The 15,176-nt window shown below is 44.1% G+C and carries 12 protein-coding genes; 6 read left to right on the forward strand and 6 right to left on the reverse strand.

From position 1 onward, the window contains the following. The first annotated feature begins 155 nt into the window (after positions 1-155). The 3 genes from D0T57_RS07485 (at position 156) to D0T57_RS07495 (ending at position 4,348) form a co-directional block, all read left to right on the forward strand. On the forward strand, positions 156-1,070 hold the full coding sequence (locus D0T57_RS07485; RefSeq protein WP_163272432.1) for a dimethylarginine dimethylaminohydrolase family protein: 915 nt from the start codon (positions 156-158) through the stop codon (positions 1,068-1,070). Between the two features lie 79 nt (positions 1,071-1,149). Then, the gene (locus D0T57_RS07490; RefSeq protein ID WP_163272434.1) at positions 1,150-3,609 is read left to right on the forward strand and encodes an endonuclease MutS2; all 2,460 of its coding nucleotides are present in this window, start codon (positions 1,150-1,152) and stop codon (positions 3,607-3,609) included. A gap of 61 nt (positions 3,610-3,670) precedes the next feature. Then, positions 3,671-4,348, forward strand: a complete 678-nt coding sequence (locus tag D0T57_RS07495) for an NAD(P)H-binding protein (RefSeq protein WP_163272436.1) — start codon at positions 3,671-3,673, stop codon at positions 4,346-4,348. 85 nt (positions 4,349-4,433) lie between these two features. Here the strand turns inward: D0T57_RS07495 and glgP are convergent, their stop codons facing one another. The 5 genes from glgP to D0T57_RS07520 all read right to left on the reverse strand — a co-directional run bounded on the left by glgP (position 4,434) and on the right by D0T57_RS07520 (position 12,019). Beyond that, positions 4,434-7,019: an alpha-glucan family phosphorylase gene (gene glgP / locus D0T57_RS07500; protein ID WP_163272438.1), complete on the reverse strand. Its 2,586-nt coding sequence runs from the start codon at positions 7,017-7,019 to the stop codon at positions 4,434-4,436. 168 nt (positions 7,020-7,187) lie between these two features. Next, complete coding sequence (locus D0T57_RS07505; protein ID WP_163272440.1) at positions 7,188-8,840, reverse strand: glycogen/starch synthase; 1,653 nt, start codon at positions 8,838-8,840, stop codon at positions 7,188-7,190. A gap of 253 nt (positions 8,841-9,093) precedes the next feature. Then, positions 9,094-10,365: a peptidase U32 family protein gene (locus D0T57_RS07510; RefSeq protein WP_163272442.1), complete on the reverse strand. Its 1,272-nt coding sequence runs from the start codon at positions 10,363-10,365 to the stop codon at positions 9,094-9,096. Between the two features lie 257 nt (positions 10,366-10,622). Next, on the reverse strand, positions 10,623-11,261 hold the full coding sequence (pdxH, locus tag D0T57_RS07515) for a pyridoxamine 5'-phosphate oxidase (RefSeq protein WP_163272444.1): 639 nt from the start codon (positions 11,259-11,261) through the stop codon (positions 10,623-10,625). A 257-nt stretch (positions 11,262-11,518) separates the two neighbouring features. Then, a complete protein-coding gene (locus tag D0T57_RS07520; protein ID WP_163272446.1) occupies positions 11,519-12,019 on the reverse strand; it encodes a flavodoxin in 501 nt (166 codons plus the stop codon). A 387-nt stretch (positions 12,020-12,406) separates the two neighbouring features. Between D0T57_RS07520 and pyrB the strand changes: the two genes are divergently transcribed. The 3 genes from pyrB to D0T57_RS07535 are packed head-to-tail and all read left to right on the forward strand — an operon-like array spanning position 12,407 to position 14,366. Beyond that, positions 12,407-13,324, forward strand: coding sequence for an aspartate carbamoyltransferase (gene pyrB / locus D0T57_RS07525; protein WP_163272448.1), 918 nt, complete (start codon positions 12,407-12,409; stop codon positions 13,322-13,324). Between the two features lie 14 nt (positions 13,325-13,338). Further along, positions 13,339-13,803 carry an aspartate carbamoyltransferase regulatory subunit gene (locus tag D0T57_RS07530; RefSeq protein WP_163272450.1) on the forward strand — a complete coding sequence of 155 codons (465 nt, stop codon included), beginning with the start codon at positions 13,339-13,341 and terminating at the stop codon, positions 13,801-13,803. Continuing rightward, positions 13,800-14,366, forward strand: a complete 567-nt coding sequence (locus D0T57_RS07535) for a flavin reductase family protein (RefSeq protein ID WP_163272452.1) — start codon at positions 13,800-13,802, stop codon at positions 14,364-14,366. The genes D0T57_RS07530 and D0T57_RS07535 overlap by 4 nt, the downstream gene beginning before the upstream one ends. Positions 14,367-14,400: 34 nt before the next feature. On the opposite strand, the gene D0T57_RS07540 is transcribed toward D0T57_RS07535, so the two are convergent. Continuing rightward, a complete protein-coding gene (locus tag D0T57_RS07540) occupies positions 14,401-15,159 on the reverse strand; it encodes an MBL fold metallo-hydrolase (protein ID WP_163272453.1) in 759 nt (252 codons plus the stop codon). Positions 15,160-15,176: the final 17 nt, after the last annotated feature.

Here is a 15,176-nt window from a genome sequence, read left to right on the forward strand (position 1 = left end):
AAACTCAGAATTGAGTTCGAATAAATTTCATGCGTTTGCTCTGTCTTTTCACCCCGGAAAGAGGAGTCTTGTTTTATATATAACTGCGCGCAGAAAGGATTATTAGGACAGGATAGTTTAAAGGATTATCTTTGTAGCGGATAATACAGATATTTATGATATTGAATATTAAGAACGAGACTGCACCGCTAAAAACAGTAGTATTGGGGCAACCTTATTCCAACGGGAAAGAACCAAAGCTGGAAGAAACATACGACGCCAAATCGTACGAAACTGTGCTCAATGCAACATATCCTACCGAAGAAGATATTGCTGCCGAAATGAATAGTTTCGAACAAGTATTAGTAAGGCATGGTGTAGAAGTATTGCGCCCGTTGATCCTGCCAAACAGCAACCAGGTATATGCGCGCGATGTGGCATTTGTGATAGACGACAAAATAATAACATCGAACATTATCCCCGACCGTGCCGACGAACAGGAAGCCTATGCACCAATATACAGCCAGATAGCTTTCAACAAGATATACAACCTGCCCGAAAAAGCCCATGTGGAGGGTGGTGATGTGGTGTTGTGCAACGATACTGTTTTTGTGGGTACATATACCGAACACGATTATCCGCAATATAAAACGGCACGTACAAACGCCTATGCTATATCTTTCCTGAAAGAACTTTTCCCCGATAAGACATTTATAGCCCTCGAACTCGAAAAAAACGATACCGATCCACGGAAAGGCATTCTCCATCTCGACTGCACATTTATGCCTGTAGCAAACGATAAGGCAATAATCTACAGAGAAGGGTTCAGGGACAGGAAAGACTATAATCTTCTGCTCGACTTCTTCGGAAAAGATAATGTCTTTGAGATCACGCAAGAGGAAATGTATTATATGAACACCAATGTGTTCTCTATTTCGCCACAAATAGTAGTCAGCGAAGAAAGATTTACGCGCCTCAACCATCATATGCAGCACGAATGGGGGCTAACAGTAGAGGCTATCCCTTATTTCGAAATATCGAAAATGGGCGGGTTGCTTCGTTGCTCTACCTTACCATTGGTTAGAGAATAACTTTGTGCTGGTTTAAGAAGGCTATAAATGCAAACAAATCAATCAATTGATTATCTTTGCAGCCTAAAAGTTAGAAAAAGTGATTTATCCGGATAATTTTGAATCGAAAATAGGGTTCGACAAGATAAGGCAGATATTAGCCGACAGATGTTTAAGCCCATTAGGACGGGAAAAAGTCGAAGAAATGGCTTTCTCCTCCCGATACACAGATATACAGGAAGCTCTGTCGCAAACCGACGAGTTTATCCGCATAATAAAAGAAGAGGACAATTTTCCAACCAACTATTTCCTGGATGTACGCCCTTCGCTAAAAAGCATCAGGGTAGAAGGTACGTGGATCGACGAAAGCGCATTGTTCGACCTGCGCCGTTCGTTGCAAACGATACGTGAGATTGTCAGCTTCCTGAAAAAAGAGGATGAAGATAATACTCCCTACCCACATTTATATACACTAGCGGGCGAAGTTGCCGTATTTCCCGGACTGATAAACCAGATAGACAGGATTCTCGACAAATTCGGACGTATAAAAGACAATGCTTCTTCCGAGTTGAACCGTATCCGTAAAGAAATATTGCAGGTATCGGGCGGTATATCCAAAAGCTTGAACAGTATTCTCAGGCAGGCTCAAAGCGAAGGATTGGTAGAAAAAGATATAGCACCTACCATGCGCGATGGGCGGCTGGTCATACCTGTTGCCCCTGCTTTCAAGCGTAAGATAAAAGGAATAGTACACGACGAATCGGCTACAGGAAAGACCGTGTTTATAGAACCTGCCGAAGTGGTAGAAGCCAACAACCGTATCCGCGAGCTCGAAAGCGAAGAACGCCGCGAGATAATAAAAATACTTACTGCTTTTACCAACGAACTGCGACCTCTTGTGCCCGAAATACTGCAATCGTACGAATTTCTGGCGATGATAGACTTTATCCGTTCCAAAGCTGCTTTTGCCATTGACATAGACGCAATAAAACCGGCGATGGAAGACAAACAGATCGTACGCTGGTACACAGCAAAGCACCCCCTATTGTTTATTTCGCACCGGAGGCAAAACAGGCAGATAGTTCCTCTCGATATAGAATTGGAAGACGATAAACGACTGCTAATTATATCGGGGCCTAATGCCGGGGGTAAATCCGTATGTCTGAAAACAGTGGGACTGTTGCAATATATGGTGCAATGCGGTGTTCCCATCCCGTTGGACGAAAGGTCGGTTGTCGGCATATTCGAGCATATATTTATAGATATAGGCGATGAACAATCCATAGAAAACGACCTGAGTACCTACAGCTCGCACCTTACCAATATGAAGTTCTTTGTAAGGAACTGCGATGCGAAAACGATACTGCTGATAGACGAATTTGGAGGAGGTACAGAGCCGCAGATAGGAGGAGCCATTGCCGAGTCGCTGCTCAAGCGGTTCAATCAAAGGGGCGCATTCGGCGTAATCACTACCCACTATCAAAACCTGAAGCATTTTGCTAACGAAAACAAGGGAGTGGTTAACGGCGCTATGCTTTACGACCGCCACCTGATGCAGCCGTTGTTTACACTGGCTATCGGCAATCCGGGTAGCTCGTTCGCTATCGAAATAGCCCGGAAGATAGGTTTGCCGGAAGATGTAATTGCCGATGCTTCCGAAATTGTAGGTAGCGACTATATCAATATGGACAAATACTTGCAAGACATAGTACGCGACAAGCGTTACTGGGAAACCAAGCGACAGAATATCAGGCAGAAAGAGAAGCGGCTCGAAGAGGTTACGGAGAATTACGAAACCGACCTTTTGTCAGTAGAAAAGCAGCGGAAAGAAATACTGCGCCAGGCAAAAACAGAAGCCGAACGTATCTTGTCCGAAGCCAATGCCAAGATAGAAAATACGATACGCACGATACGCGAATCGCAAGCAGAGAAAGAAAAGACCAAACAGGCAAGGCTCGAACTAAGCGACTTCCGTTCTTCCCTCGAAAACGAGGCTCCGGCTGACGGCAAGATAGCACGGAAGATAGAGAAGTTGAAGAATAAAGACAAGAACAAAAAGAAGAAAGAAAAAGCGCAGGGACAAACAGCCCAACCCGAAATAACTGTTGGCGACAACGTACGCATAAAAGGGCAGACATCGGTAGGGCAGGTGCTCGACATACAGAAAGGAAATGCAACTGTGGCTTTCGGCATGATCAAATCGACAGCAAAACTCGATACGCTGGAGTATGTAAGCAAGAACCAGCAAAAACGCGAAAAAAAGCCCACAATGGTCAGTGCTGCCGTAAGCGACGATATGCGCGAGAAGAAGTTGAACTTCAAGCAAGATATAGACGTAAGGGGTATGCGCGGCGATGAAGCATTACAGGCTGTAATGTATTTTATCGACGATGCCATTCTGGTAGGCGTATCGCGTGTACGCATACTGCATGGCACAGGTACAGGGGCGTTGAGGCAGATAATCAGGGACTACTTGCGAACCGTACCGGGAGTCTACAATTATCAGGATGAGCATGTACAATTCGGCGGTGCAGGAATTACGGTTGTCGACCTCGATTAATATTGGCACTATTGTTGCTGTATATCTTCTGTATTAATCAATCAACGAACACGGAACAAACATGAATAAAACTGCGACAATAATAGGAAGTACAGGGATGGTAGGCTCTCTTCTACTCAGGGTATTGCTCTCCGGCAATGCTTATGATAGGGTCATCATCTTTGTACGCAACAAGGTGAAAGCATCGCATCCGAAACTGATACAGCACGTTGTCGACTTCGACAATCCGGAAACTTACCAAGACCTGATAGAAGAAGGCGATATGTACTGCTGCCTTGGTACAACCATAAAAAAGGCAAAGACCCAAGAAGCTTTCGAAAAAGTAGACCTAACTTATCCTATAGAGTTTGCTAAAGCGGGAGTAGCAAAAGGCATAAAGCAATTTCTTATAGTATCTTCTCTCGGCGCAGATCCACAGTCTGGCAACTTCTACTTGCGGACTAAGGGGAAATGTGAGGAAGCATTGCGGGTACAGGCATTCAAGTCGATCTCGATATTCCGCCCATCGCTGCTGTTGGGCAGGAGAAAAGAATTCAGGCTGGGTGAAAAGCTTCTGACTATCTTCATGGGTATAATCTCTGTCTTTATGGTTGGCCCGCTGAGGAAGTACAGGGCTATAAGAGCCAAGAAAGTAGCTTACGCCATGTATGCCATAGCCCGGCGGGGTACTGTCGGATTCCATGCCTACGAATCGGACGAAATAGCCGATATATATTCGCAGGAGAGATTAAGGAAATAGCTAACTGTTTGTGTGCGAGTTATATATACAAGAAGGCTGGTTTCTCGATAGAGACCAGCCTTCTTTAGTATGATAAAATCCCTTATTAAATCCAGCGTGTAAATGCAAAATCCTGACGGTGAGCCATATCCGGATGTTTCGGGTAGACACGGTACGAGAAGGTTGTAGCTCCCGGTATGCGTGCTTTGGTTTCCAGCTCAAAATACAGCTTGCTGCCGTCTTGTTTCACTTCCTTAAATTCCTGAACGAACTTAAACTTATTGATCTTACTATCAGGATCGTACTCAGTCATTACGGCGTCGATACCAAGATCGCCTTTCATATCTTTCTTGTCGATAACAATCTCTACTCTGATTTTCTCACCTTCGGTAAAGCTGTTCGATGTCACCTGTACGCCATCTCTGATGTCCTGTCCGTTGAATTCCAGTTTCTCTACAGTGAACTTATCCCAGTTGGCAGCAGTATCTTCTTTCCATGCAGCAAGCTCTTTTGCTTTAGCATAGTTGTTAGCTGTAACCATCTTAGACCTTTCGCGCTCAGGTAGATAGAAGTTTTTGATATAGTCGTCTATCATGCGCTTGGTAGTATATTCGGGCGCAACGTGAGCAATAGAGTTCTTGATGTACTGTATCCACTCAGGAGAATAGCCTTTCGAGTTGCGGGCATAGTAGAGCGGAAGTATCTCGTTCTCGAATATAGAGTATATTTCAGAAGCATCAAGCTCGTCTTGATATGCTTGATTAGAATATGTACGCTTGTCGGTCAGGCACCATCCTGCACCTTCTTTGTAACCTTCGTACCACCAGCCATCGAGTACCGAGAAGTTCAACACACCATTCATCAAAGCCTTTTCGCCCGATGTACCCGAAGCCTCAAGAGGGCGGGTAGGCGTGTTCAACCAGATATCAACACCCGAGATAAGTCGTTTAGCTAAACGCATATCATAGTTTTCGAGGAAGATAATCTTGCCTAAAAACTCAGGACGGCGCGAAATCTCAACGATTTGCTTAATCAGCCCTTGTCCTGCACCATCGGCCGGATGGGCTTTTCCTGTATATAGGAATTGGATAGGATACTTTTCGTTATTCACCAGTTTAGCCAAACGGTCTAAGTCTTGGAACAATAAGTGGGCACGCTTGTAAGTAGCAAAACGGCGTCCGAAGCCTACTAATAGAGCATCAGGATTGATTTTGTCCACAATATTGAATATGGCAGAAGGCGCTTTCTGGTTCTTAATCCAGCCTTCTTTCATTTGCTCCTGTACATAGCTTATCAGGCGTTTTTTCATTGCCAGGCGAAGATTCCATATTTCAGAGTCAGGAACACCGTATATGTTATCCCATATTTCGTGGTTCGACTGGTCTTCGTAGAAGTTCTTATCGAAGGTCTTTTCATAAAGACCTTTCATTTCTGTAGCTGTCCACGTAGGCATATGCACACCATTGGTTACATGCCCTACGTGCAGTTCCTCTGGGAAATAAGCAGGCCAAACAGGCTGGAACATATGTCGCGAAACTATTCCGTGCAGGTAACTTACTCCATTGGCTTCGAGGCAGGTGTTCAAAGCAAATACACTCATACTGAACTTCTCGTCGCTGCCCGGATGCTCGCGTCCCATGTCTACGAAATCGCGCCACGAGATACCCAAACGTGCTGGGAAGCTGCCCATATATTTACCAAGCAAGCCTTCGTCGAAGTAGTCGTGTCCGGCAGGTACAGGCGTGTGTACTGTATAAAGTCCCGATGCACGGACAACCTCCAATGCTTGGTTGAAAGTCAAGCCCTCGCCTTCGATAAGGTCGAGCAGGCGTTGCACATTGATGAAAGCCGCATGGCCTTCGTTGCAGTGATATATTTCTTTCTTGATGCCAAGTTTGTTCAATAGCATGATACCACCAATACCAAGCAGGTATTCTTGTTTCATACGGTTTTCCCAGTCGCCGCCATAAAGCTGGTGGGTGATAGGCTTGTCGTATTCGCTGTTGAGGTCGATATCCGTATCGAGCAGGTACAGGCTTATGCGGCCTACATTTACACGCCATACATTGGCATATACATCCCTGTCGGGATACGGCACAGCAAGTATCATCTGGTTGCCATCTTCGTTCAATACAGGCTCGATAGGCAATTCGTCAAAGTTTTGCGGCTCATAGTTAGCCACCTGTTGCCCGTCAGGGGATATTATCTGCGTGAAATATCCATAACGGTACAGGAAGCCGACTCCTGTAAGGTCTACATGGCTGTCGCTGGCTTCTTTAAGGTAGTCGCCCGCCAATACGCCAAGGCCTCCCGAATATATTTTCAAGACATGGGTAAAACCGTACTCCATGCTGAAATATGCTACCGAGGTTTTAGATGTATCGTATTTTTGCGCCATATATGATTCGAAACTCTTGATTACATTCTTGGCTTTTTGCATCAAGCCTTTGTCTGCAAGAATTTCGTCTATTCTTTCGTATGCTATTTTACGCAACAATACGACAGGGTTGTGCCCCGATTCTTTCCACAGTTGGGGATCCAACTCCCTGAAAAGGTCTGTTGCTTCATTGTTCCATACCCACCACAGATTGTGAGCTATTTTTTCGAGGGGTAGCAAATCTTTTGGAAGGTTTACTTGAGTGTAGGCATTTCTCCATACAGGAGTGTTAGAATAACTTGCTTTAATTCTCATTTTAAAATATCAATTATTTAAACTTCTTATGTCTTATTATTATTGCTTAGATAGCAAACCGGGTTCTGAACATTACGAAATGCAAAGATAATAAAGTCAATCGTTTGTACGTGCTTATTATTAAACAAATAACATATCTTTAACTGCAATCGTTTGCAAAAAACTGCTTTAAATTCTGGTCGATGCTTTTTGCAAAGCAATCTTATAAGCTTCTTGGTAATACTTGAAAAAATGTGCCCAGTCGGCTAGGTTTGCCCTGTCGAGAGCGGCTTGCCGCAGTATCCTTTCCTGTTCGTCACTCTTGGTCGTCATTTCGAACACGCGGTTACAAATGTCTTCCGATACTTCGATGAAGTTGTAATCGTCGCGGGTCAACACCTCAGCCCCATCGTCCATTCCGCGTTCGTCGCCCATCTTCCTCATCCACAGGCCAAACCCGGCGAGCGATGTTGTGATGGTGGGAACCGAAAATGCAATGCTTTCGTGCGGGGTATATCCCCACGGCTCGTAGTAAGAGGCAAATACCGTAACATCCATTCCTATAAGCAGGTCGTAGTATGGCATATCGAAGATACCATCGTTGCCATTGAGGTACGACGGCACAAAGATTATCTTCACACGGTCTTCCTTACGGTTGTGCATGTTCAGGTATTGCAGCTGGTTGAGTATCGAATCATGGTTCATATTGCGCAACCAGTGTGTCACATACGGATGGCTCAAAGCCTCTTTGGGTGTCTTTTTTAATTTTAGCCTGTCCTTCAGGTCTTTGCGGTAGGTGTCTGTCCATGCAGGAACCATAATGAAGGCTACTACATCTTTTTGCAACTGCTTTATATTATTGAGGCGGTGCAGGGCATCGACAAATACATCCAACCCTTTGTTACGGTACTCGTAGCGTCCGCTGGTAGCTACCAGCAAGGCATCGGTCTGGATGTCGTAACCTAGCAGCTTTTCGGCAACATTGAGTAATGCCTTCCGAGCTTTCAGCCTTTTTTTCTCATGTTCTTCACCTACCGGTATAAAGTCCTTCTCGAATCCGTTGGGCGTCACCAGCGGATCGCGGTGCAACAGGTTGCGGCATTCGCGCGCTGTAATATCGCTTACTGTGGTGAAGCAGTCTACGTGTTTGGCTGCGGCTTTTTCTACCGAATGTTTGGCCACCATATTCAGTTCGCGCGCCATCTGGTCGCTGTCGTAGGCGTCGAGGTAGTTGTAGAGAGGTTTATTGTTGCCGGCTATCGACCGTCCTATAGATGTGGCATGTGTGGTAAACAGTGTACCGATGCGTGGCAAACGGTCTTTTATATACAGTGCGCCCATGCCGAGCATCCATTCGTTGAAGTGTGCTACAACCTTCTTATCCTCAAGCTTATGGTATTTATAGAAGCTTTCTATTATCACGCCTGTGGCATAAGCAAACATACACGATTCGTCGTAGTCGCCATATGCGTGCAGCGAGTCTACTCCAAACTTGTCCCACATCCTGCCGTATATAGCATTTTTCTGATTATAGAATTGATCGAAATCTACAAGTATTACAAGCGGTTTGCCGGGCACTTTCCAATTGCCGACACGTATTTTCAAGCCGTCTTTTTCTGAGGCTTCTTTCTTCCATCCTGCCAGCAATCTCTTGTTCTCGGAGAACCAGGGGCTTTCTGTCTCTTTCCATACATCCGGACCAATGAAAACAACTTTGGTCTTATCCATTTCCTGCATTGTCTTCGCCCGGGTAGACAATACGGTGTATATGCCACCTACTTTATTGCATACCTCCCAGCTGGTTTCGAAAATATAATCCGGAGTATAATTTTGTTCTGCCATAAAATTAAAACGTTTCTATTTGTGTTTTAGTTTTCAAGTTTTTAGTGTTTGTTTCCGGCTATTTGCCGTTCCGAAAAAAGTAACAAAAGTAATGTTTTTTCGCAGATTAATGAAATTTAATATTATCAAACTAACAATCAGTTGATAAGACATCAGATTGCATTATTCTTCCTAATTCATAATGCTATCCTCATTCTCATACAACAGAAGGCTTGAAAAGAAAACTAATAGATTTGTTTCCTGTCTTATATGGCTATTTATCCACAAATTTAGGTTTATGTTCCACCTTTACCAGTTTAAACAATTTGTCGGACGGACGAATCTTATCTTCCACCCTTATCGAGAATTTCTCACCTTTCACAGTTTCTTCTACCGGCTTAAGGTCTACTCTGATCTCTTCCACCACCTGAGTAACTGCACCGGTGGTAGGGCCTGTAATCAAAATTTCATCCCCCACCTTGAGCGACTGGGTTTCCATCAGAAATTCGGCAACCCCAAGGTTGGAAAAATACTTGATACCTTTGCCTATATATATCTTACGTTTGGTAGCTCCCGAACCGTAATTGCTCGACCACTCGCCCAAACGCTGCCCCAGATAATAGCCGTTCCAGAATCCGCGGTTGAAGACCGAAGCAAGCCGTTCGTCCCAAACAGCAATCTTATCTTCGGTGTATGTGCCGTCGCAGTATGCCTGTATCGCCTCTTTGTAGCATTCTACCACAGTTCTTACATATTCCGGGCCGCGGGCACGCCCCTCTATCTTAAACACACGCACGCCTGCATCCATCATCTTATTCATAAAATGAATGGTTTTCAGGTCTTTGGGCGACATTATATATTCGTTGTCTATTTCGAGTTCTATGTCAGTCTCCTTGTCTTTCACAATGTATCCCCTGCGGCAAATCTGATTGCAAGCACCCCGGTTGGCCGAAAGGTCTTTTTCGTGCAGGCTCAGGTAGCATTTACCCGAGACAGCCATACACAGTGCGCCATGCGAAAACATTTCGATACGGATAAGCTCTCCGTTTGGCCCTGTTATATTCTGTTCCACAATATCTTTGTAGATAGCGGCTACCTGATCGAGATTCAGTTCGCGCGCCAAGACTACCACATCGGCAAACTGCCCGTAAAACTTCAATGCCTCGGTATTGGTAATATTGAGTTGGGTAGACAAATGTACCTCTACACCTATGCTGCGCGCATACATCATCACGGCTACATCCGACGCTATAATGGCCGATAGATCAGCTTCTTTGGCTGCATTTACTATCTGGTGCATCAGTTGTATGTCGTTGTCGTATATTATTGTATTAACAGTAAGGTAGCTCTTTATACCTTTTTCTTTACAAATAATGGCAATATTCTTCAGGTCGTCGACAGTAAAATTGTTAGACGATTTAGCCCGCATATTAAGTCCTTCTATACCAAAATAGATAGAATCTGCTCCGCCTTGTATGGCGGCGGCCAGCGAATCGTAGGAGCCTACGGGAGCCATTATTTCGAAGTCTGATATCTTGTGTTTCATTGTGATTGTCTTACATTAAGCATGCAAAATTATCGCTTTTATATGAGAACCACAAACTAATATATGTTTAAGACAGGGTAAACGTATGAAATTTATCTAAACTCAATTCGTCCCTACAGTAGCCAAAACTGTAATATCATTTTAAAGAATAAACAGACCGGCTTTATTGCCGTGGCTTTGCCTATTCCCCACTTCGGGGGATAAAGGGGAGGTCTCTATAGATAATCGTTTTACTACTGATTGGCTCTAATAATAATCTAAGGAGCAAGCCTTTCTACAATCCACTTGCCGGAAGCCAGTGTATATTGTATGCGGTCGTGCAGGCGGTTTGCCCGCCCCTGCCAAAATTCCATCAATTGTGGTACAACTATATAACCGCCCCAATTATCGGGACGGGGTATCTCATCTTCCCCAAATTTTGTTTCGTAGCCATCTAGCATTTTGTCAAGGCAATTTCTATTAGGAATTATCCTGCTTTGAGGCGATGCCCATGCTCCCAGACGGCTCAATGCGGGGCGCATTTCGAAATAGGCATCCGATTCTTGTGACGATACTTTTTCTGCAATTCCTTCTATCCGCACCTGCCGTTCGAGTTCGAGCCAAAGGAAATTGAGGGCACAATGTCTGTTTTGCTCTAGCTGCTGCCCTTTGCGGCTTTCATAATTGGTAAAGAATACAAAACCATTGTCTTTTATCTGTTTTAGCAAGACTACTCTCGACGACGGCCTACCATCGGCTGTAGCTGTAGCCAGATTCATCGCATTGGGTTCGGCGATTCCGGATTGGGAAGCTTCGTTGTACCATGTTTCGAAAAGCTCCATCGGGTTTTGAGGTACGTCTTTTTCGTCCAATGTTTTCAGCGTGAAATCTTTGCGTATGTCGAATAGGTCTTTCATTACAGTTTTTATTAATACTAACAGTTTCCTGCATATTTTGTTCCTTGCAAAGCGACAAAGAAAAATCCCCGTTGACATCACGTCAACAGGGATCTATAGATCAACTAAAAACTATCAATAGAAAGTTATGTTAAACAAAGTACATTATTAACTTTGCCTTCTATCCTGCAACAGATAACATTCATCTCCAGTTTGCACCTTTCCTCTATTTATAAGTAAAATGGGAGAAAATACGCATAACCGGCAATCCGTACTGTTTAGATTTCTTTTTTCAATTGCCCTACCCAGTTTGCGATGCGCTCGCCTGTCAGGTCCGACTCGTTGTCGTTGTCTATCAGCAGCCCTACAAATTTGCCATCGACAACGGCTTCCGAATCGTCGTAGGTGTATCCCGCAGTATCCACCTGCCCAATCAACCGGATACCTTTCTCTTTTACGGCATTATATATTTTGCCAACAGCATCGCCAAAAGTGTCGCTGTAGGACGACGAATCGCCGCAACCGAAAAGGGCAACTTTTTTGCCCGCAAGGTCGGCAGTTTCCAGCTTACCGATATAATCTTCCCAATCGTCTTGCAAGTCTCCAAAACCGAATGTGGGCGAACCAAACAAAACAACATCATATGCAGAGTAGTCGGCTCCGGCTTTTGCCACATCATATACGTCTGCTTTGTCTACACCCAGTTGTTTGGCTATTTCTTCTGCTACGTCTTGTGTATTGCCGGTTGTAGAACCGTAGTAAATTCCTATTTTCGACATGATTAAAATGTTTTATAAATTAATGATACAAAGAAACTGAATATAACATAGAGGCGCAATACCGAAAAATAATGAGATTTTGCGTTTTGCTACCAACAAGTAAGTATCTAGTCTTAAAATAAGTATAGATTCCCGAAATTCTATAAAATAGTTATTTGTTTAAAAACTATTGGAGAAAATGAAATACTTATTTCAAAAAAAGTCCATATCTTTACGTTCAATAAAAGATAGGATTAAGATGAGAAGATTAAACATATCTGAAAACAATTTTCACCTCTGGCCCGAGTTTTTTATTCATTTTGATATTATTATATAAACAAATATATCCTCGGAAAAGATTTCTTCTCCGGGGATTTTTTTGAGGTAACAATTTATCTTTTAAGAAATATGGTAAACAAAAGCCTGGTATCCATCACCGACTATTCGAAGGAAGACATCCTGAGAATACTGAAAATAGCAGAAAAATTTGACGAAAAGCCCAACCGTAGGCTACTCGAAGGCAAAGTATGCGCCACCCTGTTTTTCGAACCCTCTACACGTACACGCCTCAGTTTCGAAACGGCAATAAACCGCTTGGGAGGACGTATTATAGGTTTCTCGGACGCCGCCACCACCAGTTCGTCGAAAGGGGAAACGCTGAAAGATACTATCCTGATGGTGAGCAACTATGCCGACATCATCATCATGCGCCACCATCTGGAAGGTGCTGCACGCTATGCCTCGGAAGTAGCAAAAGTACCGATCATCAATGCCGGCGATGGGGCAAACCAGCACCCTACGCAGACCATGCTCGACCTGTATTCTATCTACAAGACGCAAGGAACACTTGACAACCTTACCATCACCATCGTGGGCGACCTGAAATATGGGCGCACAGTGCATTCGCTGATAATAGGAATGTCGCATTTCAACCCACGCTTTATATTTGTTGCTCCCGAAGAGTTGAGTTTGCCCGAAACTTACAAGCAGTTTTGCGACAGTAGGGGCATCCCTTATGAAGAGCATACCGATTTTTCGCCCGATGTCATCAACCAGGCAGATATATTATATATGACACGTGTACAGCGCGAACGCTTTACCGACCTGATGGAATATGAGAAAGTGAAAAATGTGTATATCCTCAGGAAAGATATGATAGAGAAAACCAAAAACAACTTTAGGATACTGCATCCGCTACCGCGTGTGAACGAGATACAACAAGACGTAGACGACAGCCCTAAAGCCTATTACTTCGAGCAGGCTAAGAACGGTATGTTCATCCGCGAAGCCATTATATGCGAAGCCCTTAATATAAAAGTTGACTAAAAGAGATAACAGATATGAGCCAAGAACCAATAAAAGAATTGCAGGTTGCCGCCTTGTGCAACGGTACTGCGATAGACCATATACCCAGCGATGTAGTATTTAAAGTAGTATCGCTGCTCGAACTCGAAAAGCTAGACAATCCTATCACCATAGGCAACAATCTGGAAAGCAAGAAGATGAAGTCGAAAGGCATCATTAAGATTTCGGACAAATTCTTCGAAGAGGAGGTGATAAATAAAATAGCATTGATAGCACCCAATGTGGTTTTAAACACCATAAAGGACTACAGGGTAGTAGACAAAAAACGAGTTGTATTGCCTCAGGTTATCAAGGGCATAGTGAAATGCAACAACCCAAAATGTATAACCAACAACGAGCCGATGCTGACCCGATTCGATGTGATAGACGCCGACAATACCGAACTGCGTTGCCACTATTGCGACATCAAGATACAGAAAGACGAGATAATACTGAAATGAAACAAGACTGGAAACCGGGAACGCTTATCTATCCGCTTCCTGCAGCCATGATCAGTTGTGGCAGCGATCCGCAGGAATATAATATTATCACACTTAGCTGGTTGGGAACTATTTGCACCAACCCGCCGATGTGCTATATCTCCGTTCGCCCCGAACGTCATTCGTATGAGATAATAAAGCGCAATATGGAGTTTGTGATAAATATTACAACCGAAGAACTAGCTTATGCTACAGACTGGTGTGGGGTGAAGTCGGGTAAAGATTTTCGCAAATTCGAAGAAATGGGGCTTACCGTAGGCAAGGCTTCTGTTGTGAGTGCCCCAATTATAGAAGAATCGCCTTTGAATATAGAGTGTAGGGTAAAAGAAATACTAAGCCTTGGTTCGCACGATATGTTCATTGCCGATGTGGTGAATGTAAAAGCAGACGAGAAGTATATCGACAGCGAAACAGGCAAATTCAGTCTCGAAGATGCAAAGCCGCTGGCTTATTCGCATGGGCAATATTATGGGCTGGGCGAGAATATTGGCGGCTTTGGGTGGTCGGTAAGGAAGAAGAAGTAGGAGGCTTCTGTCAACCTTTAGAGCCTATATCCCTTTATAATTTCACCTCCAAACCATCATAAGACAAAAATACATTTTCCGGAAGTGCTTTCTGCACCTCTTCGTGCAAGCCCATGTGGTGCGACATATGTATAAAATATGCCTTCTTAGGCTTTATTCTCGCTACTATCTCAAGGGCTTCGGACAGGCTGAGGTGTGACATATGTTCTTCTATACGCAACGCATTAATAACCAGCACATCCAATCCTCGAAGATTTTCATATTCCTGTTCCGGTATTGTCTTCACATCTGTCAGGTATGCAAACCCATGGATGCGGTAGCCTAAGATTGGCAGCTTAAGATGCATCACCTGAACAGGCAATATCTCTACACCGTTTACCGAAAAAGGCTTGCCGGCATCTACCTTGTGCAACAGGAAGGTAGGTACTCCCGGATATTTATGCTCGGCAAAAGAATAAGGCATCCTGTTCTTGAGAGCCGACAGGGTCATATCATTTGCATATATATCTACATCGGCAAATTTGCAAAAGGGGCGCAGATCATCTATTCCTCCTACATGGTCGTAATGTTCGTGCGTGAGCAACACCCCGTTTATCTGCTTAAACTCTTCGGGCATTATCTGCTGCCTGAAATCGGGGCCGCAGTCTATCAGTAGCCGCACGCCGTCGACATCAATCAAAACAGACGCCCTTAAGCGTCTGTCTCTTTTATCTTTCGAGGTGCATACCTCACATTGGCATCCTATTTCGGGAACACCTGTCGATGTTCCTGTTCCTAAGAACTTGACAATCATCCTATATCGTTTTCTTT

This window comes from Dysgonomonas sp. 511 (genome assembly GCF_010501105.1).
GTDB lineage: Bacteria > Bacteroidota > Bacteroidia > Bacteroidales > Dysgonomonadaceae > Dysgonomonas.